Consider the following 25,502-nt stretch of genomic DNA (forward strand, 5'->3'; position numbering starts at 1 on the left):
TATTCCGTAAGGAATATCGTTCTTTCTTTTTTTAGCAAAATATTTGTAACAAAAATGTAATTGAAATATAATTTTTATATAAATTATATTGATTAGATCCTTTTTCCGTAAAGAATTTATTACTTTTCATATGTAATATTTGAAAGAGAGAAATAATAGAATCATTGAAAATCATTGAAAATATTGTAATAATATACATAGGAAAAGAGCATAGAAAGGGGATATTATAATGTTAAAATTAAAGAGAAAACTAAATGTTTTAATAGCATTGGAAATAATACTAACAATGACATTATATTATTTTATTTTTGTTGGAGTTACAGCTGTAACATATGCATTGGATGTTGTTAAAACTAATCATGAAAATATTGATTATGAAGCATATTTTCTAAATTCAAATGGTGAAAAAGTAAATAAAATAGAAATGACAACTGATAATGAAAAACAATATTTATATGTTGACATATCTGTACATAATGAAGGATATTTTTATGGTTCTATAAATTTAGAAAATAACAATTTCAGTATAAAACCTAATAAACTTAGTCCAGAAATATCTGAAATTTCAGAAAATGAAGTGAAATTGAACCAGATCAATGCAGGAAGTACAGTTACATTAAAGTTAGAGATTGAGCCAAAATTTGAAACGAAAATTACAGAAGAAAGCTTATTTTCCAATACAAATGTAATATTAAAAGGACAATATATTAATAGTAAGAATGTTGAAAATGAAAAATATATAGATATTTCAGGAAATTCTGAAGTCGCAATCAATTGGAAATCAAGCGAAAACAATAAAACAGAGTTAGATGCAAAGGTTCTTACAAATTATATCTATAGCATTCAAAATAAAGATAAGAGAATTATACAATTATTAATAAATAGTAAACTTACAAATAATAATTACCCTGTTAAAAGTACAGAACTGAATTTAAATGTACCTCAAAATACAGAAAATGTACAAGTACACGCAAGAAGTACAAAGGCAACTAATAGCAATATGGAATTTACTGAAAATAATTATATATATAGCAAAGAAGAAAACAAATTAACAATAAAGTTAAGTAATGAAGATAATCAAAATATAAGTTGGGAAAAAAATTGTAATGATATTATTGTTGTTACTTATGTACTAGATTCAAATAGCAATTTTGCAGAAAATAATCTAACTGTTAATGACAAAATAATAACATATGATAATAAAGAGATGAAAACCAATCAAACCATAGACATAGCAAAAGATATAGATGGAATTATTACAACAGAGTTAAATTTTGATGAAAAAGCTATATATAAAGGAAAACTATATACAAGTGAAGATAGAGATTATACTATTTTAGATAAAGTAAACATTGATTACACAAATACAAATAAAGCTGTAATTATAAAAAAAGAGGAAGCATCATATTTAGAAGGTAATGAAGAAAAAAGCTCAAATATAGTATACAAACAAACTAAAATAGATAAAAATGAATTTTTAAAGATATTTGGACCACAAGGAAATATAACAATTAAAAACGACAAAGGAACAATTATTGCTAATATTGATAAAAATTCAGAAACTGATGAAAATGGAAAAATTATAATAAATTATCCAGCTGAAGAAAAAAGTATAAGTTTAATAACAAGTGTTCCAGAAAAAATCGGAATGTTAAATATTGAGAATACAAAAACTATAAAAAATATAGATTATACAAGAAATGATATTGAAAAATTAACAGGAATAAAAGAAAAAGTATGGACAAATGAAATAGAGTCTGAAACAACAATTGAACTTAAAGAAACTGAATCACAAGCAGATATAAAGTTAGATACAAATAAAATATCAACATTGTCTGATAAACAAACAATAACAATAGATACAACATTACTTGCAAATAATGAAAGTCAAGATTTGTATAATAATCCAACAGTGACAATAAGATTACCAAAACAAATAGAGTTAATATCAGCACAATATGCAGCATTATATACAAATGGCTTAGAAGTACAAGATGTAAATACATGTGAAAATGAAGATAGACAAGTAGAAATAAATATAAAATTAAAAGGTGAACAATTAAAATACGATACAACAGGTGGAACAAAAATACGTTTCAAGCTAGAAGTAAAAACAAGTAAATTAACGCCAAGTCAGAAGACTCAAATAGAAATGCTATATACAAATGAAAATAAAAATATCCAGAATAATAAAAATATAGCTCTTATGTTAGAATCACAATATGGATTAATGTTATACAATAAAATATCTGGATACAATGATAAAAATGAAAATTTAGAAACAATTGATGTAGAGCCAGTATATGGTTTATTAGATGTAGAATCTGGAAACAGAGAAGCCAAATTACAAACAGCTTTAATTAATAATTATGAACAAGAAATACAAAACATAGTTTTAATCGGACAAGTACCATCAAGTAATGATAAAAACAAACTTAATGCTGTTGTAAGTGAAATAAAAACAAATAATGAAAATGCAAAAATTTATTATACAGTAAATAAAGATGCAAATGCAAATGATAGTTCATGGAAAGAAAGTAATGAAGGGGCTGTAAAATATAAAATTGTTATAGGTCAAATGGATCCAGAAGAAAGATTGGCAATAGAAACAACTATTAATATACAAAAAAATTCGGGATACAATATAGAAGGAAATTTCGATACTAATGTAACTTATAATGTAAATAATGTTGAACAAAAAAATAGCTCCAGAATTGTTTTAAAAACAGAGAATGGAAATAATGACAATTCAATAAATGAGATTAGCAATCAAAATGCATCTAATGATATTAACAAAAAATCTTTAGAAAATGAAAATATTAAAATAGATGTAAATACAACAGTTGGAGAAGACGTATTATCAGATGGAGCAGATGTAAAAGAAGGAGAAACGGTTAAATATACAATAAAAATAACCAACAATAGCGGACATGATTACTCTAATATTAATGTAAAAGCAATACAAAAAAATGGATATGTATGGGATTTAGTAGAAAAAATAACTAAAAAACATACTAGTGCATCTGAATATACAGAGGTTAAGACAAATTGGTATGAAATTACAGACAAAAATGATATTAATTTAGGAAAGGTTACAACTTTAAAAGATGGGGATAGTATAGAGTTTTCATATAAAGCTGTTCCTTATATGTTAAATAATGCTAAGATAGACGGAACTAATACATATGGAACGATTTATTTAACATCAGATGATGGAAGCCTAAATCAACAGATTACAACAACAAAAAATATAATTAAATCAGCAGAATTACAAATTATATTAGCAAATACTAACAATGAAAGTTATCAATGGTTAGAAGGTGGAAACTGCATTACAAGTTTAGTTGTAAAAAACTTACAAAATGAAGACTTAAGTGATGTAGATATGCAAGTTAAATTAAGTAGTAAATTAAGCGAACATATAGATATAGATAGTTTTAGATTTTCAAATATGTTTTTATCATTTAATGAAAAAGATGAAGAAATAATAGATGATGATAATATCATATTAGGGGAGGCAGAAAAAAATGAAAATGGTGAAGCAATAATAAGTTTTAAAATACAAAATATTAAAGCTAATAATAGTATAAAAATGAATATGGTATTATATGCCGAAAATATTAATGAAAGAAAGGCTGAAGTATGGATAACAGCAACAGCAATCACAGCAGAAAATTCAGAAAAGTACTCAACAAAATTTGAAAGAAATATTTATAAAAACCATACAAATATTGATGTAAATCTAAATACATTAAAACAAGGAGCTGCAATAGATGAAAATACTAAATTAAACAATGATGATGTTATTAAATTTATTGCTAAGATTGAAAATAACGACAATAGTGATACAAAAATCAATATAGAATATGAGCTAGATGAAACATTAAAAATTCAAAAAGCATATATTTATGGAAAAGAAACAGAAGATTTAGTTTCTCAAATGAGTGATACAGATTTAGAATTACACGACCTAGATTTAAAATCAGGAGAAAGTATTGCAATTGTTGTAGAGGCCAAGGTAGATGGAATAAATGCTGAAAAAATAACAAATACAATAAATGTATTTGATAATAATACAGGAGCTTCATATTCAAAGAGTGTATCATTTGATGTTAATACTCTAAATGATTATGACGATTTAGATGACTCAGATAAGCCGGATAAGCCAGATACCCCAGATAAGCCAGATAATCCAGACACCCCAGATAATCCAGATAACCCAGATAATCCAGACAATCCAAATAATCCAGATAATTCTGATGACAAAAATAATTCGGAAAATAAAAAATATAAAATAACAGGTGTAGCATGGATAGATAAAAATGGTGATGGAAGAAAAGATTCAGAAGAAAAAAGAATAGCCAAGATGAATGTAAGTGCAATTGATACTAAAACAAATAATACAGTTGAAACTACTCTAACAGATTCAAATGGATGTTATGAATTAAATTTATCAAGTGGTGAATATATAATAGCATTTTATTATGATAATACAATATATAAAGTAACAACCTATAAAGCAAAAGGAATATCAGAAAATGAAAATTCGGACGCTATTGATAGGGAATTTACAGTAGATGGAAAAAGTTTAACAATAGGTATGACAGATATTATATCATTAAATAATAATTTAACAGATATAGATATTGGTTTGATTAATAAAAGTAACTTTAATTTAGATATACAAAAATACGTAAGTAAAATTATAGTACAAAGTGGAAACGAAACAAAAACATATGAGCAAAAAGAAGGAACAACACTAGCAAAAGCAGAAATAAAGGCTAAATATTTAAAAGATTCGTTAGTGGTAATAGAATATAAAATAAAAGTGACAAATGTTGGAGATATAGAAGGATATGCAAAAAATATAGAAGATGTTTTACCTTCATCATTGACATTTAAGTCAAGTATGAATTCAGATTGGTATAAATCTGGTTCAAATTTATATAATTCTAGCTTAGCAAATACCCCTATAAAACCAGGCGAATCTAAAGAGTTAACTTTGACTTTGACAAAAACAATGACAGAATCAAACACTGGATTAATAAATAATAAAGCAAAGATAGAAAAAAGTTCTAATTCACAGGGAATTGAAAATCAAAATAATAATATGGGTTCTGCAAATGTAATTATAAGTGTAAGTACAGGAGCATTGGTAAATTACGTAACAATAGTATTAATAGTATTTGTAGCTATGGGATTGTTAGCATATTTATTTGTAAAAAAATTGGTAATAAAATAAATTAATTTTAGAAGAAAGGAGGAGAAGATGAAGACTTTGAAAAAACTTACATTAATAATAGTTCTAATTTTAATTTTTATGCAATTAAGTTGTAAATATAGTTTAGCTTCAAATGGTCTTGATAAATATGGAAGAGTGGGATTTTCTAGTAATTGGGACTGTAAAGATATTAAAACTTTTTTAGGACTTACTATTAATGACTTTGGAGGAGAAAACGGAGGATGGTATGATGGTTGGAATTCATGTTCACAAGCAAATAATGATTCAGGATATTCAAGCACTATCAGAGCAGTATATGAAACATTTTATGACGACAAGCTTAAAACAATAGCAGCTTGTAGTATATCAGTAGACCGTGAAGGAGGAGACGGGAAAAAATCTGAAAATACGACATCAAAAAATATAAGAAATTTTGCAGCATCTATGTCGATTGGATATAACATTCCTGGAGTAAGAAGTGCTTTAATGAAATGTGTTTCGGGAAAACAACTGTCATATTCATCTACTCTTATGAGTAATAACTATAGTGGTGGAGCATATGGAGGCTCATCGGCTGCGTGGGAAACGACAAATAAAGAAACTCGACAAAAATACATAAACTATTATAAAATAACAGCGATTGGTAGTAAAACTTCTAAGGCAAAATATGAAAAAATTAATAATACTGATTATGTTGTTATGGGACCATATAAAATGAAATTTGGTGGTTCTAAAATAGAGGATATTAAAATAAATGGAAAATCAATTGTAGGTAAAGATGTTGCAATGTATAGAATAGCAGGTGAAAAGACACTACATAAGTATATTAATGATTTAAAGGCAAATGGAGGTGGAGCATATGCATTTAACAATAAAAAGTTTTATATTTATGTAAAAGAAAATAAAATAAAAGATTATGTCGGAAATAATAATACAGCAACAATAACATTTAAACAAGAAAAATTCACATATCAAAAGGGAAGAGTTTTTATATGTAATCAATATAGTAGAGATCAAGGAAGTGCATGGTATACACAAACTAATGATAGTGTTGAAGGAAGAGTTTCATTTGAATGTATTTTAGATGATAGTATAAACATAAAAGTGAAAAAAATATGGAATGATGGTAAATCCAAATCAAGACCAAAATCTGTAACAGTTACTTTAACAGCAGATGGACATGCAATGAATTCTGAAGGAGCTACATCATTAACTAAAACGATAAAAAGTTCAAATACATGTACATTTACAGGATTAAGGAGATATGACGAAAATGGAAATTTAATGAAATATACTATTACAGAAGCGGTTCCTAAAAAGTATGAAGCTAAATATTCACCACAATCTATTACTGTAAATAAAAAGAGTTCAGTATATACATTTAATATAACAAATGAAGGACCTGGTAAAAAACAGGAGTCAGAGGATCCAAATGCAGGCGATTTGGTAATTACCAAAGAGCGGAGGAGAAATGTCTTTTAGAGTTTGGGAAGACTCTCAACCAAAATGGATAAAAAATGTAACAACTGAACATAAAAAAGGAGAGAAAAAGAAACCTAAAAAAATAATAAAGAACTGTAGTGACGAGGACTTTAACAAAATACGTAATGGAGAAAAATTAGGAAATTATACTCTTATAGAAAATACCAACATAAAAAAACATGCAGTAAAAAATTCAGCAGGAGAAGTAGTATCGTATACTTATTCATATACAAAGACAACAACATATATACAATGTGTACACATAAAAACACAAGGATGGTTAGGTCAATATACAACAGAAATGGGAGAATACACAATTTCTGGTTTATATCCAGGTTCATATGAAATATATGAAATAGGAAGTGATGAATATTATGACTTAGAACTTCAAAACGGATATAGTACAGGTACATATCATGATGTTCCAAATATAAGATTGGCTGCAACAGCAACTTTAGCAGAAAATACAAGTAAAGAAGTCAAACTTGGATTAAGTTCAAGTGCAACAGTACATAATGACATGACAAGAGGAGACTTAGAAATAACAAAGAATGATGCTGGTGGTACGCCATTAGATGATATTCAAATTGCTATATATGGTAATGTAAAACAAACAGTTAGTGGAGTAGAACAACATTATGAAGGATGGTTAACTGGTGAAGAAAGTTATGAAAATGTTCCATGGAATAATATAGGCAGTATTTTTAGTGGTTCAACAAATAGTATATATACAACACAAGATGGAGAAATTTCTGTAACGGGACTACCAGTAGGAATATATTCAATATATGAGATAAAGACTCAAAGTATCGAATATGCATTAGAAGGGCAAGGTACATTTGACGGATCTAAAACACTATTAGGAATGTGTGAAATAACTAGAGATATGGAATCTGCAAATTTGACACTTCAATATACTCAGTACAAGAGACCAAAGGGAAATTTAACAATTAGAAAAAAAGGTATATATCGAAATAGAAACTTAGCATCTCCAGATGTAACAGAAAACTTAAATAAGGTTCAATTTATATTAAAATCTAGTGCACAAGATAAAGGTGGCTGGAAAGAAGGAGAATATGTATATATTACGACAAATGATCAAAATGAGCAAATAGTTGATTTCACTTCTGATATGGATGAAGCTACAATATTTACAACAGATGTAAATGGAGAAGTTACGATTTCAGGATTGTATACTGATTTAGGACCATATACATTAATAGAATTAGGAAATGATGAACAAGATCAATATTATACAGATAATATCCAAATAACAGGAGATACAACGGTAAATATTGGAGAAGGTAACAATGTTGCAAATGTTCTAAATTTAAGAACGTCAGGAGACTTGCAAATAACAAAAGTTGATGATAAATATAATGACTTGAAATTACAGGGTGCAGAATTTAAATTAAAATTAATATCATCACAATATGTTGGAAAATCAGAATTATGGATAGGTAATGATAGTTCATATGAAAAAATCGAGAACGGAAACATTTATAATTATTATAATGCAACTAGTGATGAGTATTTAGTAAATACAGTAGAACAGGCTACTAAATTTACAACAGATGCAAATGGAGTAATTAACATTAAAAAAATAATAAATGGAACATATGAAATATATGAAACAAAAGCTCCAAATGGATATGACATAACAAAACAAGATGGATATGATGGAATTACAGGAATGGTATATAAAGGAACTGTAACAATATCAACTGATGATAACGTTGTATATTATCAAGTAACTAATAAAAAAATAGTTGAGAAATTAAGCGGAATGGTTTGGGAAGATAAAATACCTTCAAATAAAGCATCAAATACATATAATCATTTATATAAAGATGATAGTGAGAATTATCCGGACAAAGAGGATATACCTAAAAAAGGTGTACAAGTATTTTTAGTTGATAAAAATACAGGAAAAAAAGTGGCAGAAGCGAAAAACGGAACTGATGAAAACGGATATTGGGAAATTACAAAATATGATGATGGAAGTGACATTACATATTGGGATTTGGCACATTCATATATAGAATATATTTATGATAATGAAGCTCCAAATAATAATGGTAAATATGGATATGTAGTTGCAAATCCATTTACAGGTGGAGTAGAAAAAATTGATAAAAATTCAAAAGTACAAGCAATAGAAATAAAAAATGAAGAGTTATATGATGCTAACCTAACAGGAACAAAAGAACCATATCCAGGAAGAGCAGTAACATATACAGAAGAAACAACACCAGGATTCAGTGAAATATTAAGACAGAATTATGAGGTTGAGTCAAAAGACAAGAGCACAGATTTGGAACATAAGTTAATAACAGCATATTACAATAATGATAAGTTTATCATAGAAAATATAAATCTAGGATTGATTCAAAAACCAAAGCCTTCATATAGTGTTGATGAATCAATAGCATATGTAAGAGTTGTAAAGGGAGGATATACATATACATACAAATATGGTGATAAAGCGAAAACAGTAGATAACAAAGTTCAATCAAGTATAGAATTCCAAAATTCGTCAAAAACATTTACTAAAGCAGTATATCCATCAGATATAAAATATAATGTAGCAAATGATTTAGTTGGAAATGGTAAAGATGATGAAATAAATAAATATAAAATTTATGTGGTATATAAAATTCAAATCAAAAATACTACAACAGAAAATAATATTGATATATATAAAGAACAAGGTCTATATTTAGATGAAAATGATAATGGACTAACTAATACATATGATACAAGTAGATATACATTAGAAACAGAATTTAACAAAAACGAACGTACAGAGGGAGATGCAAATACTCAAGTTATAACTTCAGATTTTGCAAGATGGAGTGATAATGGAAATGGTACAGCATCATTTGCAATAGCAGGCTCTAATAAGAAATATGACAGTCAATCTGAACAAGGTGGGATTAAGCCATTAGAAATTGAATCAACATATATTGAGTTTAGAGTAAAGGATGAGTTATTAACAAATTTAGTAGGAAAAGGACAAGACACAGATCAAAACGAAACTGAACCTACAGTTGCAACAACTAATGCATATCATGTATATAGTAGAAAAGATAAGAATTGGAAAAACAAAGATCCATATCCACACGAAACTAAAAGAAATAAACAATCAAGTGGAGCATTATTTATAAAATGGCAATTAATGGACACAAGAACAATATCAGGAAAAGCATTTGAAGATAGTAAAGTTGATAATCTAAATGGAAACTCACGTAAAGATGAGAGATTAGGAAACGGTGAATATGATTCTTCAGAAAAGAATTTAAAAGATGTTGTAGTAAGTTTGATAAATGCTAAAGACAATGGTAGGGAAGATGAAAAAGAAGGAACAATAGCATATTTATATGATGAAAATATTCAAATACAAGATGAATCTGGAAAGTGGAGTCGTGCTAAAACAGTTGCTGTAACAAATGTTGATGATAATGGAAATTATACATTTAAAGGTGTAGTACCAGGAGAATATTATTTGAAATTTACATATGGAAATGGAAAGGTAAAATTTGAAGATGCAAAAGGAAATGATTTAACAAATCTACTTACAAACAATAGTGGTAAAGTTGAGACAGAAATAAAAGATGAATCTAAAATTAACAGTATTTATTATAAATCAACAATTGTAACAGGCTCAGCTAAAAATGAAAATAATAAATGGTGGTTTATAGATGACATTGGAAAAAATAAATCTATAGCTACAGATTGGATGGGAACATATTATAATAAAGATGAAAGTATAATTAAAGTGGACGATAAAGAATATTATGATATGATTAAGGCAAGAACAAAATCAAATTGGGAAAGTAATTATACAACGACTCAGAATAAGGTTGTTATAGATGCCAAATCTCCAAATATGAAGATTGAATTTGAATATAGAGGAGGAGAGTTAAATTTCCAAACAGAAAATAATGAAATAGGGGAATTAAAGACAGATTGTACTGAAATGAATTTTGGTATTATGGAAAGACCGCATGTTGATATTCAATTATCAAAAGAAATAAAAAATGTTAAATTAACATTACAAAACGGTACAACGATTATAAATGAAAATCCACTAAGTAAAAATGTACCACAAGAATTACAAGGAATAAAAAAGAGTGTTGCAGCAATAGAAAGAGATACAGATAGTTTATATGGTGCTGAATTAACTGTGACATATAGATTATTGGCTCAAAATAAATCAGAAATAGATTATATATCGTCAAATTACTATAAATATGGTGATACAGAAAATTCGCAAGTTGCAACTACAACAGTTACCAAAATAATAGATTATTTATCAGATTCTAAAGCTACTTATAGCAAAGAAAACGAGAGCAATGTAGAAAGTATATTAAATGAAGGCCAAACAGTTGATAGTGACAATACAAAATGTGATGAAGGAACTTATATTGGACCAAAAGAAACAAGAGATTATAATAATCAAAAATATGCTAAGAAATATATAATAGCAAAAAACACTACAGAATTAAAACCAGAAAAAGTAAATTCTACAAAATCTATAGCTGATTATACTTTATCAGTAAGTAAATTAATGGGAAGTGCAAGTAGTGAAAACTCAGGATTAAATAGTTATTCTGAAATTATAGGAATAAGGAATGCAGGATTTTTGACACAATATTATAGCAAATCAGGTAACTATAAAGCAGGTGATACAGGAGTAGAAGATAATACTACAAAAGAAAAAGATGATGCATTTAGTGTACTTACAGTAACTCCGCCAACGGGAAAAAATAAAAACATGATAGTTTATGTATTTATTGCAGGAGGATTAATTGCATTAATATCTGGAATTGTTTTAATAAAAAAATTTGTATTATAAGTTTGAAAAAAGGAAATCCGTAAAGGATTTTCTTTTTTTGGAAAAATTTTCATATTATTGTAATATAAATGTAATATAAATATAAAAAAAGTACATAAAAAAAGCCATAATATAGCTCCCGTAAAAGGATAGAAGCTTTTTTTGTAATAATTGAAAAAACCAGAAAACTCCCATATTGTAAAAAATCATATAACAAAATATAATGATATAGAAGGGAGAAATGGCGATGAAAGAACAGATTATTAAATTTTTAGATAAGTACATACTACCAATAATAATAGGAATACTCGCAATAAGTGCAAGTATCTTTATTTCGAGAGCATTTTATAATGAAGAAGGTAAAGAAATTGTATCAAGCGTAAAAACTAATTTCAGTTTAGTAAAGCAATTTAATTACAAAGAAGAAGGACAAGAAAAATCTATAATTGAATTTAACTTAAAAGAAAAACCAGCATATACAGAAGATTACTATAGTCCTGTAAAAGAAAACGCAACATATCTAAAAATACCAGAAATTAATGGTATCATACCTGACACAATAGACGTTATTTCTATTTCTTCAAAAGCAACAAACGGAAAAGATGAGCAAAAAGAAGCAAAATATGAATATGACAAGGAAAGCAAAATTTTACATATATATGACAGTAATGAAGCAAATGAAAATGGAGAAGTTTATAGTGGAAGTACAAATGATTTTGATGAATATGAAATAATATTCTATTATAATCAAAAAATAGAATTAACAGAAGAAAACTCTAAAATTACTGTACCGGTACTTATAAGATATGAAAGTCAAAATGAGAAAATTGGAAGAATACAAGATTTAACTAATAATGATATAACATTAGAAGAGTCTGGAGATATTGTATCAACAAAAATAAATACACAAGATATTTATAATGGATATATAAATTCAAATATATCAAACGAAACAAATTATTCAACAGAGTTTTCTCAAAACAGTAGAATAATTGTAAGCAAATTAGTCGATGATGAAATAACATTAGAAGAAACAAATGGATTTGAAACAGAAAATAAAGAATATAAAGAGACAAATGATGTAACATACAAACAAATAAAAATAAATAAAAATGATTTAACAAGAGTATTAGGAGACGAGGGAAGTCTGCAAATATTAGATAATAATGAAAATATATTATTAGATATAAACAAAGATTACAAAAAAGAAGATAATGAGATAACTTTTAACTTCGAAAATGAAGTTACAGGTTTAAGTTTCAAGATTTCAAAACCAGCAAATAAAGGAACAATAAGAATTCAAGAAACAAAAATAATAAGTTCTAATATGAAAGACTTAAAAAATAAATATATAGTAACGAAACACCAAATATCAAGTGAAAATTTAGAAAGTTTAACAACAGATGAAAAAGAAATAAAGAATGCCGTTACAAAGGTTAATACATCTATAGATAAAACAGAATGGACAAATAATATACAAAATGAAGTAAAAATAACAGCAACATTAGTAACATCAAAAAGTGATTGCAATTTATTTAAAAATCCAGAATTACAAATAGAATTACCATCAGCAGTTGAAAAAGTTGTAGTTGGAGATAGTTATTTATTAAATGCAAATGGGCTTAACATAAAAGATGTAAATGTTAAAGAAAACTCAAATGGCAAAAAAGTAATTGTAGTAAAAATAGAAGGAGCACAAACAGAGTATTTATTTGATAATATGATAGATGGAACAAATGTAGTAATTCCAGCGACTATTATACTAAATAAAGAATTTTCAGGCTATTCAGATAATATAAATATCAAATATACAAATGAAGTTGGTAAAAATATTGAAAGTGGAGTAAATCAAACTCCTGTTAATTTGCAAGCAACAATAGAAAATAAAGATGAAAATAAAACTGAAGAATTAAATAATAATGTAACTGAAGAAACTGTTGACAGAGAAAATGAAAACAAGTCAGTAATGCATTTGTCTCAAGTAGAAAGCTTAAAACAAAATAATGGATTGAGTGTTAGTGCTGTAGCAGAAGTTGGTGGTGAAATAACTGCAAAGTCTGGAACAAATGAAAGTGATAATGTTCAAGGTGGAATAGTTTATGAAAGGCAAGTTATAAAGTATAAAGTAACATTAACAAATAATACAAATGAAACAATTAATAATATTGTAGTTTCAGGAGATATACCTGATTATTCTAAATATGTTACATTAGAAAGTGGGAAACATTGGGATGAAAAAGAAGGCAAGTATGTATATAATGTAAGAGATGATCTTATATATAATTATATTACAGATGAAACAGTAAAGAACTACATGTTTAAAAACATAAATACTTTAAAGGCTGGAGAAAGTGTAACAGAGTATTATGAAGTTGTTTTAAATGACTTAGAAGATGATAAAGAAAACGAAGATATATTAAATAATATAAATGTAGTTATAAATAATGAAAAATATGATACATATGTATTAAAAAATAAATTATCACAAGCTAAAGTAGATTTTAAATTGAAAGCACAGACAGATGGAACGGACAAGTTTGCATACAAAATTGACTTAAAAAATTTAACAGATTCAGATTTGAAAAACATTCATATAGAAACAAGTGAAATACCTAAAGAATTGAAATATGATATTTCATATGTACTATATTCAGATGATACTACAAATGATAATGGAAAAATAGAAGATAATAAATTTAAAATAGATATACCAAGTATAAAAGCAAATGGTTTACAAAGTATAATGATCCGTTTCTCAGGAGCAAATTACGAAGAAAATAAAAATCAAATAGAATTAAAAATGGTTGCTACAGCTACAATTGATGGCACAAGATATACATCAAATGAAAATAAAATATATGCATATCCACAATATGTAAAAGCAACTATGTCACTTGAACAAGAAGGACAAAATGTAAAACCTGGTGATGAATTGACTTATAAAATAACAGTAAAGAATGAATCTAAAGTTAGAACAAATGTAACAATATCAGATAATTTGCAAAAAGGATTAATAGGAGTAGAAGCAACATATTTATCATATAACATAAAGGAAGAAACAGTTCAAGAAGGAGACTTTAAAGCTGATAAACAAAATTATGATATTGAAGAAGAAGCAAATCTGCAATATGATTTAGTTGAGAATAAATTAGATTTATCGGTAAAAACAAACGATTATGATGATATTAATATAACAACAGTAATTCCAGCTGGAAAAACAATAACTATAATGGCAAAAGTTAAAGTAGATGAAGTTGACCAAAATACAGAAATTTCTAATTTTGTGACAGTATCTGGAGTGGCAATAAATACAATAACTTCTAATATAGTTAAAGTAACAGCTATTACAAATGTTGATTGGGATTATATTGATGGAAAAGATTTAGACTTAGATGATAAAGACGATAATGAGGATGATGGCAATAAAGATGATAACAACAAGGATAATAATGATGATAATAAAAATAATGACAATCAAGGGTCAAATAATAACAATGGTGGTAATAGCAATAATAATTCAGGCACAACATCAAAATATAGTATAAGTGGTATTACATGGTTAGATGAAAATGAAGATGGTAGAAGAATAGAAAATGAAAAAAGATTAAGTGGAATAACAGTAAAATTATTTAATGCAGAAACTAATTCAATAGTTTCAATAAATAATAAAAAGATGATTTTACAAGTTAATGATAATAGTGAATATAAATTCGAAAATATACCATCAGGAAAATATTACTGTTTATTTGAATATGATACAGCTAAATACGAAATTACAAAATATCAAGCAAAAGATGTAGATAAAGGACTAAATAATGATGCAAATAAATCTAGTGTAAATATTGATGGTGTAACAAAAGAAGTTGGTATTACAGATGTTTTAGAATTAAATAAAAATCTTGAAAATATTGATTTAGGATTAACTGAAATTAAAGTATTTGACTTAAAATTAGAGAAAAATATTAGCAAAGTAACAGTAAGCAATTCTAAGGGAAATAAAGAATACAATTACAACAATACATCACTTGCAAAAGTAGAGATTCCAAAGAAGCAATTAGAGGGTTCAATTGTAAAGATAGAATATAATATAATAGTAACAAATGAAGGAACACTTGAGGGATATGCAAATGAAGTTACAGACTATCTTCCAGATGACTTAACATTAGATGATTCTAACAGCAATGGATGGACTGTTAATAAAGATGGAAGTTTAAAGAATACATCTTTAGCTTCAAAAACTTTGGCACCTGGGGAAAGTAAAACTTTAAAATTATATTTAATAAAAACCTTAGGTAGCAATTCTGTTGGAATTACAAAAAATAGTGCAGAAATAACGAAAAGTAGTAATGCTAAGAATTTAAAAGATGTAGATTCAACAGCAGGAAATAAAGCACAAGGTGAAGATGACAATGACTCTGCAGACATACTTATTTCTGTAAGTACAGGTTTATATAGGAATACATTGATAATAATTTTAATTGGTGGAGTAGTATATTTACTTATAAGAGTAATAATAAAATATAACAAGAAATTACCTACAATAATGATTATGATAATGGCAACAGTGTTAATTGGGACAACTGTTAGTAATGCAGGCTGGTATGAAATAATTAACTGGGAAGGAGCTAACGGTCAACTAAATAGACAGTGGTGGTGTACAGCACACGGAGCACACCAATGCGCAGTTGGAAGTCATAAGTATTGGTGTACATCAACCGGAGATTATGTAACGAGTAGCAGTACAACAGTTTTAAAAGCAATACAATTAACCAAAGAAAGAAATTCAAAAAAATTTACTTATTTGAATGATAATTATAATATAGTTGGACCATATAAATTAACAAGTAATTATGCTATAAACAATTCATCTATAACAGTATCAGTTGCTGGAACTGGATCAGCTAGTATTTGTGATAAAGATGGAAATGCTGTCTCGTGGACATCAGGAAAGAGTAAAACATTTTATGTAAAGGTTCCTAAAACAGTAACAGCTGTGACAAAAGTTACAGTAGAAGTTACAGTAAGTAAAGCTACTCAAGTGATTACGAATTGGAGAAATGATTATAGTGCGAGTTGTGTAAGCATTTCAGGAAACCACCAAAATGGTGAGGGTAAGAATATTTCAACATCTCCTGGTGCTTGTCAAACAGCTGGAAAGCATACAATAAGTACTACAACCTCAGAATTAGATGGATCAGCATCTGTATCTTGGGGACCAGTATATTCCGGTTCTTTAGTAATAAGGAAATATAACGCAGATTGGAAAAATAGTGATGGTTCTTATCGTGAGTTAAAAAGCGATTGTGGAGCTAAGTTTAAGGTAACAGATTCAGCAGGTCATGTGATAGCAGAAAATTTACCAATAAAAACAACACTAAGAGGTCTACCCCCAGGTACATATACAGTAACAGAAACAGAAGCACCAAAAGGTTATAATCTAGATTTGCAAACAGAAAAAGTAAAATCAGCTTTAGTAAGTGGTCGTGTTGGAGAAAATGGTAAACCAACAACAGTAACATTTGAATTTTATAATCAAAAGTATGTAGATTTAGAGCTAAGTAAAGTAGATGCTGATGATAATACAGCAATAGACCAAATAGGATTTACAATATATGACAATTTACATAGAAAATATATAAATTCAGATGGAAGTCAGTCTGATATACCAGTAACAATATATACAGATAGTGCTGGAAAGATAAGTATAAAAAATATAAAAATGCGTAATGAAGCACAAACATTTACAGTACAAGAAGTGGATTCAAAAAATCCATATTATAAATCAGATACAACAGTAATACAGACATTAAGCTGTCAAAACGGAACAGTGTCAGGAACATATGTGGCTAGTGCTACAATAAAGAATAAGAAACCATATTCTTTAACTTTAGAGAAAAAAGATCCGGATAATGTAGACCAAAAATTAACAGCATATTTCTACATTCAATATGAAGATGGAACATGGCTTGCACAAGATTCTCAATATGTTTATAGTCCTTCTCCAATAGAAGTAAATGAGAGTCTAAAAATAGTAGTAATAAAAAAAGGAAGATATCATGTTTGGGAATATCAAACATCAAAAGGATATGATATAACTCAACAAGAAAATTATGGTTCAGATCCTTCTAATCCTACTTGGGTAGATTGTGGAACACATCTTGTAGGAGTGGATTCATTCGGAAATGAAGATAATAATGCTGCAAATATTACTGTTAGAATAGATAATAAAAAATGGGTAAAACATGTAACAGGATTTGTATGGCAAGAAAACATATTAGGAAAATTAAATGATTTTGATAATGTTTTTGGAGATGGAGACAAAAAATTATCTGGAATAAAAGTAGAATTTGTAAAAAATAATGGAAATAATACGGTAACTAGAGTGGGTGAAGAGACAACAACTGGTGAAGATGGAAGTTATAGCTTTACATTCTTTAAAGAAGTTTTATATTGGGACTTAAGAGACTACATGGTAAGATTTACATTTGACAATGAAACATTTGTAACAGTTCCAGCAGATTTAGCAGTAGAAAATAGAAATGCATCAAGAGCTTTGGAAAACCACGACTGGAGCTGGGAAAATGATCCATGTGCAAATGGTACAGGAATAGCAACTACTATACCAAATGCAAATACATTGGAAGAAAGTATAGCAAAATACTATAATGAAGATAACTATACAATAGAAACATTAAACTTAGGATTGATGCAGAAGGTCAAGGAAGAAATATCAGTAATAGAAGATCTTGATTATGTACAATTGAAAAAAGGTAATTATACATTTAAATATGAATATGGAAAACCTGAGGTTGTACAAAATGTACCAGAAAAAAATAATATATATGATAGGGTTGCGATTCAAAATTCATCAAAGTCATTTACACAATACTTATACCCATCAGATATAGCTTACAATAAAACAATTTCTGATGATCCAACAAAGGATAAATTTGAAGTATATGTTTCATATAAAATAACAATAACAAATACAATGACAACTAACTTTGAAGATTTATATGTAGAAAAATCTTTAAATGTCACATCTTTAAGAAATAGTTTCAATTCTGAGATATATGAAATAAGTGATGACAACTGGCAAGACAATGAAGAAGGTAATGTGAAATATAACGGTCAAATCAGCCCTATAGAACCAGGAGCTAAAGCAAATATATCAATAAGATTTAAAGTAAAAGAACAAGAATTACAACAATTGATAGAAGGTTCAAAAAATAATCCAAATATATACAAAGAAAGTATAACAACAGCAGTAGCAGATGGATATCATGAATATGAAAGAAATGATTATAGTTGGATGTATAATAACCAAAGTCAGTATAAGGCGAAAAACCAACATAGAACAAAAGATTTAACTGATCAAAGTGGTGCATTATCATTAAAATTACAATTAGCAGAAGAAAGAACTATTTCTGGAAATGTGTTTGAGGATACACGAACAAAAGAATCAAAAAGTGAAAATACAAGAATAGGAAATGGACTATATGATGAGGGTGAAAAAAAAGTAACAGGGGTTAAAGTATCACTTTTAAATAGTGACGGATCAGAAGCTTCTTTATATAGTATAAAAGGAAATTGTTTAAGACAAGAAAATGGTATTTGGAGATTTGAGCCACAGCATGGAACGGTAGAGGCAGATGAAAATGGAATATATAAATTAGAAGGTGTTATTCCAGGAGAATATTACTTAAGATTTACATATAGCAATGGAACACAAATTATAAAGGATGTTAATACAAATACAGAAATAAGTATAACAGACTATAAGTCAACAATAGTAACTGATTCAGTAGCAAATAATTCTAAAAACAATTGGTATATAGATGTTATGGGAGGAAAAAATTCTATTGCAACAGATAAATATTATTATGATAATGAGACTGCTAAAGATGAGGATATAATAAAAATTAGAACAGAGTCTGATAAAGAGATTAACTATAAGTCAAAAACAACCTTTGACAGTGGAAATATACAAGCTCTTTCAAAAGTTATGAATGTAAATTTTGAGTATTTGGAAGAACAAAGCAAAGCAATTGATTGGGATACATCACTTGAAACAAAATTTGAATCAAACTGTTCTGGAATGAATTTTGGTATAATAGAAAGACCTCATGTTGATATCCAATTAGACAAAACAATTAAAAATGTAAAATTTACATTACCAAATGGAACAAATCTAATTAATGGAAATCCTGATGATCAAACAGTATCAGAAATGTTAACTAGTGTAAATGATAATAAAGAAATAGGAATAGAAACTGATAGCACAAATCTATACGGTTCTACTCTAACAACAACATATAAATTAACAGCAATAAATAAATCTGAAATAGATTATGCATCAGAAGATTATTATACAAGAGGAATAAAAGGCTCTTCAAAACCTGTGAGCACAACAGTAACTAAGATAATAGACTATTTATCATATAAACAATGTAATTACATAGATACAACAAAAGAAAAAGACAATGTTGACATATCAGATAATAACAATATAGGAGATTACTGTTCGGAAAATATTGTAGATAGTAACAAAGAATATAAAAATCAAATCTTAGAAGCAAAAGAACAATCTATAATGCCAGAAGGAACTGAAGGTAAACATAAAGCTGATTATACAGTAACTGTAAGTAGATTACTACCAAGTTCAAATTCAAGTGACAATTTGGGATTAGATAGTTATTCTGAAATTGTCGGAATAAAGAATGTAACTTATACAGCTCAACATATAAGTAACATGGGAAGTTATAATGTTAGAGATAATGGAACAAGCGAAAACGACGATTCATATTCTATAATTACGATAACTCCACCAACAGGTAAAAATAAAAGTTACACTAATTATATTATACTAGCAGGAGCACTTATAATAATAGCAGGAGGAGTTATAATAATAAAGAAATTTGTTCTATAATTTAATAATAAAAACTGTTCTTTTTGAAGATAAAAAGAACAGTTTTTTTGTTAAAGGCAGTAATTTTATTGAAAATGAATTTCCTCTATATCAAAAAGACTTGAAATTATTTAATATATATTGTATTATAAATAAAAAATCAAAATGAAAAGAGGAAATAAAATGAAGAAGAAAATTTTGATAATAATAACAGTAATTTTAATAATTCTAGTAGGAATATTTATAGTAAAAAAAATAAATACAGAAAAATATAATTATGAAATAGATAAAGTAGAAGAATATAATTATTACATTTCTCAAGAAAATGAACTATATGGAATAATAGATAAAGAGGGCAAAAAAGTAATAGACGCAAAATATACCAACATAATATTACCAAATCCGCAAAAGGATTTATTTGTATGCTATGATGGACAAAAAACAGAAATATTAAATTCAAAAAATGAAAAAGTATTTACAGAATTTGAGGATATTGAACCAATAAAATTAAAAAGTGTAGCAAGTACATTATCATATGAGAAGGGTACATTGATTTATAGAAAAGATGGATTTTATGGATTGATGGATACAAATGGAAAAAAGTTAACGGAAAATATTTATGACTCTATAGAGAATTTATCACCAACAGAAGGAAAATTTTTGGTATCTCAAAATGAAAAATATGGTGTAATAGATGTAAAAGGAAATATACTTGTAAAAACAGAATATGATAAGATATTATCAGATGGGTATTATACAAAAAAAGACGAATATAAAAAATCAGGATTTATAGTATCTATTAAAACAGATAATGGCTATAAAAATGGATATATATCATATACAGGAAAAATAATATTAGATACAAAATATAATGAAATAGAAAGAATCAATAAAGAAGATGATAAAAATATATATTTAATAGCAGCCGAAAATGGTAAAAACGGGTTATATAGAAATTCTAAAAATATAATTCCAAATGAATATCAGGCAATGACATATTATGAGGATAATGATATAATAATATTACAAAAAAATAAAAAATACGGGGTAGCAAAACTTGATGGAAAAATAATTATCGAAGTAGAACAAGATTCGATAGAATCAAAAGGAATATATTTATACGCAAAAATTGCAAACAACAATAAAGTATATGATAATCAAGGAAATACTGTAGATATAAATTATAATAGAACAGTATATAAAACAGAAAGTCCAGATTATCAAATATCAACAATATTGAATAATAATATATTATATTATGGAATTATAGACAAAGATGGTAACAAATTGGTAGATGAAAATTATAGATACATAGAATATTTGTATGGAAATTATTTTGTTGCAACAGATGATAATGGAAATCTTGGAGTAATAAATAATAATGGAAAAGTAATTTTAGATATGAAATATAGTTCTTTACAAAAGATAAAAGGAAAAAATATAATTCAAGCAGTAGAAAAAGGACAAAATATAAATGAATTTTATTCATCTGAAATGAAAGAAATTATAAAGGTTGAAAAGCCAGAAATCCGAAGCGAAAACGAAGACTATATAATAATAATAGACAATGAAGAAAAAATGTATTTTGATAATAATGGAAATAAGATTCAAGATTTATCAAATTTAAAAAAGGAAAATTATCCCGATAAAATAGGTGATTATAGTAAAGAACAAGTAACAATTGAAAATGTATATTATGTGAAAAAGTAGTTAATAATAAAAAAGTAGCAAGAATTGGAAATCAATTGCTACTTTTTTTATTTCCAAATTTGGAAAAAAAGGGGAGGATAATATGAAATTAGGTTTGGCTTTGTCAGGTGGAGGCATAAGAGGAGCAGTTCATATAGGAGTATTAAAAGCATTTGAAGAAAATAATATAAAAATAGATGTAATAGGTGGAACAAGTTCAGGGAGTTTAGTTGCAGCACTTTATGCAATGGGGTATACACCAGTACACATATATGAATTGTTTAAAAGATACGGAAAAACAATTACGAGTATGGGTGCAGGTTCTATTATAAATGGAGTAAGCGGATATATTGTAAATAAAAAATTTAATATATCAGGAATAAGTGACGGAAATTCTATAGAAGAATTATACAATGAATTTGCAAATAGAAAAAACATATATAAAATGTCTGATGTGAAAATGCCTATTGTTATACCTACAATTGACATAAAAAATGGTAAAGAGTATGTATTTACTTCTAAAAAAAATCGTAATAAAAAATATATAACTGATATATCAGTTGGTGCAGCAGTAAGGGCAAGTAGTAGTTTTCCAGGTGTGTTTTGTCCATATGAATATAAAAATCATATATTTTTAGATGGAGGAACAATAGATAATATTCCTGTAAGTGAAGTTGCAAGATGCGGGGCAGATAAAGTAATTACAGTAAATTTTGCACCAATAGAAATTACAAATAATAGTAATGTTATGGATATTGTATTAAGAGCGATAGATATTATGGGAAATAAAATAATAGAAAGTGATGTAAAAAAAAGTGATTTTATATTAACCATTCCAACTGATAATGAAATAGGATTTTTAGATAGTAATCAGATTGAAAAATGTTATAAATGTGGTTATAAAATAGCAACTGAAAGAATGGGTGAAATTCACAAAATTTTGTCAAAATAATATAATAAACTAAACTTATATGTGAAGAAAGGTAGGTTTAGAATATGAATACATACTATTTTGATAATGGTGCCACTACAAAAGTAAAAGAAGAGGTTATAGAAGAAATGATACCTTATTTTGGTGAACATTATGGAAATCCATCTTCTGTATATGGAATTGCAAGAGATGCTAAAAAGGCAATTGAAGAAGCTAGAGAAAAGGTTGCAAAATTAATTGGGGCTAAAAAACAAGAAATTTACTTTACGGGGTGTGGTTCAGAAGCGGATAATACTGCAATAAAGGGGATTGCTTATGCAAATAAAAAAAATGGAAATCATATAATTACTACAAAAATAGAACATCATGCAGTTTTAGAAAGTTGTGAATTTTTAGAAAAGCAAGGATTTGAAATTACATATTTGAATGTTGATAATCAGGGTTTTATAGATTTAAATGAGCTAAGAAGAAGTATAACAGATAAAACAATTTTGATAAGTATAATGTTTGCAAATAATGAAATAGGTACAATTGAACCTATAGAAGATATTGCCCAAATTGCAAAAGAGAGGGGAGTGATTTTCCACACTGATGCAGTTCAAGCTGTGCGGAAATGTGAAAATAAATGTACATGACATGGGAATTGATATGCTTTCTTTATCTGGACATAAATTCCATGGACCTAAAGGAATAGGAGCATTGTATGTTAGAGAAAACATTAAATTTGAAAAATTTATGAATGGTGGACATCAGGAAAAAGATAAGAGAGGTGGAACTGAAAATACAGCAGGAATTGTTGGAATTGGAAAGGCGGCAGAATTGGCAGAGATTGGACTAGAGGAGCATGTTAGAAAAATGAAGGAGCTTAGAAATTATTATATTAATGAAGTAGTTAAAAGAATTCCTAATAGTAAAATAAATGGAGCTTTAAATGCAAGACTGCCTGGTAATAGTAACATTTCATTTGAAGGGATTAATGGAAATGATTTACTTTTAGAACTTGATAATGTTGGAATCTGTGCATCTAGTGGCTCTGCATGTAATTCGAAAGACCCAGCACCTTCTCATGTTTTGTCTGCTATTGGTTTAAGTGAGGATTTAATTAGAGGAGCATTAAGAGTTACTTTTGGCGAATTTAATACTTTGGATGAAGTTAATTATTTAGTTGATAACTTGGAGAGGTGTGTGAAAAAACTGAGAAAATAGAAAAAAATAATTTATGTAATGAAAATAATTAAAAGCATAAAAAAATAAAAAAAGCAAATACTAGGAAAAATACCATGAAAATTAAGTGAACCAAAGAGTAAAGGAGGTTCAAAATGCAACTAAAACAATTTATAATAGAAATAATAGAGACAATATTAGGATCATTCATAATGGCTGTAGCAATATCATTATTTTTATTACCTAATGAACTATCTTCAGGAGGGTTCTCGGGAATAGCAACAATAATGTATTATATATTGAAAATACCAATGGGAACAACAATATTAGCTTTAAATATACCATTGTTTTTATTTGCAACAGTAAAAATTGGAAAAAGATTCTTAGAAAAATCAATAATAGGAACAATAAGCCTCTCAATATTTATAGATATTTTAGATAGATTTGAACCACTAACAAATGATAAAATTCTTGCATGTATTTATGGAGGAATATTAACTCGGATTAGGAACAGCTTTAATCCTAAGAGCTCATTCATCAACAGGAGGGTCAGATTTAGCAAGTATTTTGATAAAAGAATATAAACCAGCATTCAGAACTGGAAATTTGATAACAATGATAGATTTTGGAATAGTTTTATTAAATGTAATATTCTTAAAAAAAATAGAAATAGGATTGTATTCTGCTATTACTATATACTTGATGGGAAAGGTAATTGATATATTATTTGAAGGAATATATTTTACAAAACTGTTATTTATAATATCAGATAAAAATAAGGAGATATCTAATTTTATTGAAAACAATGTAAAAAGAGGAGTAACAGGTATTTATGGAAAAGGAATGTATACAAACCAAGAAAAACTTGTTTTAATGTGTGCAATCGGAAGAAATAATTTAGCAGAAATAAAAGCACAAATTAAAAAAATCGACCCTAATGCTTTTTTAATTATAACTAATTCAAGAGAGGTTCTTGGAGTGGGATTTAAAGAAAAATAAAATTTTTCAATAGAGCTATTTTATCACATAAAAAAATTGACAATTAAAAGCTTTTATAGTAGAATAAACTTGAAAAATTATAAATAATTGGAGGAAAGAAATGAGCAAAGGGAGAAGATATGACACCGAAGCAAAACTAAACTACAAAAAAGTATTTGCAGTCATAATAGCAATTATAGTAATAATAATAGCAATAATTGCAATAGTGAAACTATTTACAAAAGCCAAAAACACCAAAACTCTCGAAAAAACAGACTACTTTGCACTATAC

8 protein-coding genes and 1 pseudogene are annotated in these 25,502 nt (G+C 27.2%); all 9 read left to right on the forward strand.

What is annotated here, in order from left to right:
- Positions 1-229: 229 nt before the first annotated feature.
- The 9 genes and pseudogenes from Q0F58_RS05425 to Q0F58_RS05465 all read left to right on the forward strand — a co-directional run bounded on the left by Q0F58_RS05425 (position 230) and on the right by Q0F58_RS05465 (position 25,231).
- Positions 230-5,242, forward strand: coding sequence for an SdrD B-like domain-containing protein (locus Q0F58_RS05425; RefSeq protein WP_294373387.1), 5,013 nt, complete (start codon positions 230-232; stop codon positions 5,240-5,242).
- A 27-nt stretch (positions 5,243-5,269) separates the two neighbouring features.
- A complete protein-coding gene (locus tag Q0F58_RS05430) occupies positions 5,270-6,703 on the forward strand; it encodes a Cna B-type domain-containing protein (protein ID WP_294373389.1) in 1,434 nt (477 codons plus the stop codon).
- Positions 6,693-11,561 (forward strand): SpaA isopeptide-forming pilin-related protein, encoded by a 4,869-nt coding sequence (locus Q0F58_RS05435; protein ID WP_294373391.1) that lies wholly within the window; start codon positions 6,693-6,695, stop codon positions 11,559-11,561. Before Q0F58_RS05430 ends, Q0F58_RS05435 begins: the two co-directional genes overlap by 11 nt.
- 226 nt (positions 11,562-11,787) lie before the next feature.
- Positions 11,788-20,469, forward strand: coding sequence for an SdrD B-like domain-containing protein (locus Q0F58_RS05440; RefSeq protein ID WP_294373393.1), 8,682 nt, complete (start codon positions 11,788-11,790; stop codon positions 20,467-20,469).
- Positions 20,470-20,631: 162 nt separating this feature from the next.
- The gene (locus Q0F58_RS05445; protein WP_294373394.1) at positions 20,632-22,158 is read left to right on the forward strand and encodes a WG repeat-containing protein; all 1,527 of its coding nucleotides are present in this window, start codon (positions 20,632-20,634) and stop codon (positions 22,156-22,158) included.
- Between the two features lie 82 nt (positions 22,159-22,240).
- Positions 22,241-23,089, forward strand: a complete 849-nt coding sequence (locus tag Q0F58_RS05450; protein WP_294373397.1) for a patatin-like phospholipase family protein — start codon at positions 22,241-22,243, stop codon at positions 23,087-23,089.
- A 44-nt stretch (positions 23,090-23,133) separates the two neighbouring features.
- Positions 23,134-24,274 (forward strand): annotated as a pseudogene (gene nifS / locus Q0F58_RS05455) (cysteine desulfurase NifS).
- A gap of 113 nt (positions 24,275-24,387) precedes the next feature.
- Positions 24,388-24,816 (forward strand): YitT family protein, encoded by a 429-nt coding sequence (locus Q0F58_RS05460; RefSeq protein ID WP_294373401.1) that lies wholly within the window; start codon positions 24,388-24,390, stop codon positions 24,814-24,816.
- On the forward strand, positions 24,752-25,231 hold the full coding sequence (locus Q0F58_RS05465) for a YitT family protein (protein WP_294373403.1): 480 nt from the start codon (positions 24,752-24,754) through the stop codon (positions 25,229-25,231). The genes Q0F58_RS05460 and Q0F58_RS05465 overlap by 65 nt, the downstream gene beginning before the upstream one ends.
- The last annotated feature ends 271 nt before the right edge of the window (positions 25,232-25,502 follow it).

It is taken from the genome of uncultured Clostridium sp. (assembly GCF_934754915.1).
In the GTDB taxonomy this organism is placed as follows: domain Bacteria; phylum Bacillota; class Clostridia; order Clostridiales; family Clostridiaceae; genus Clostridium.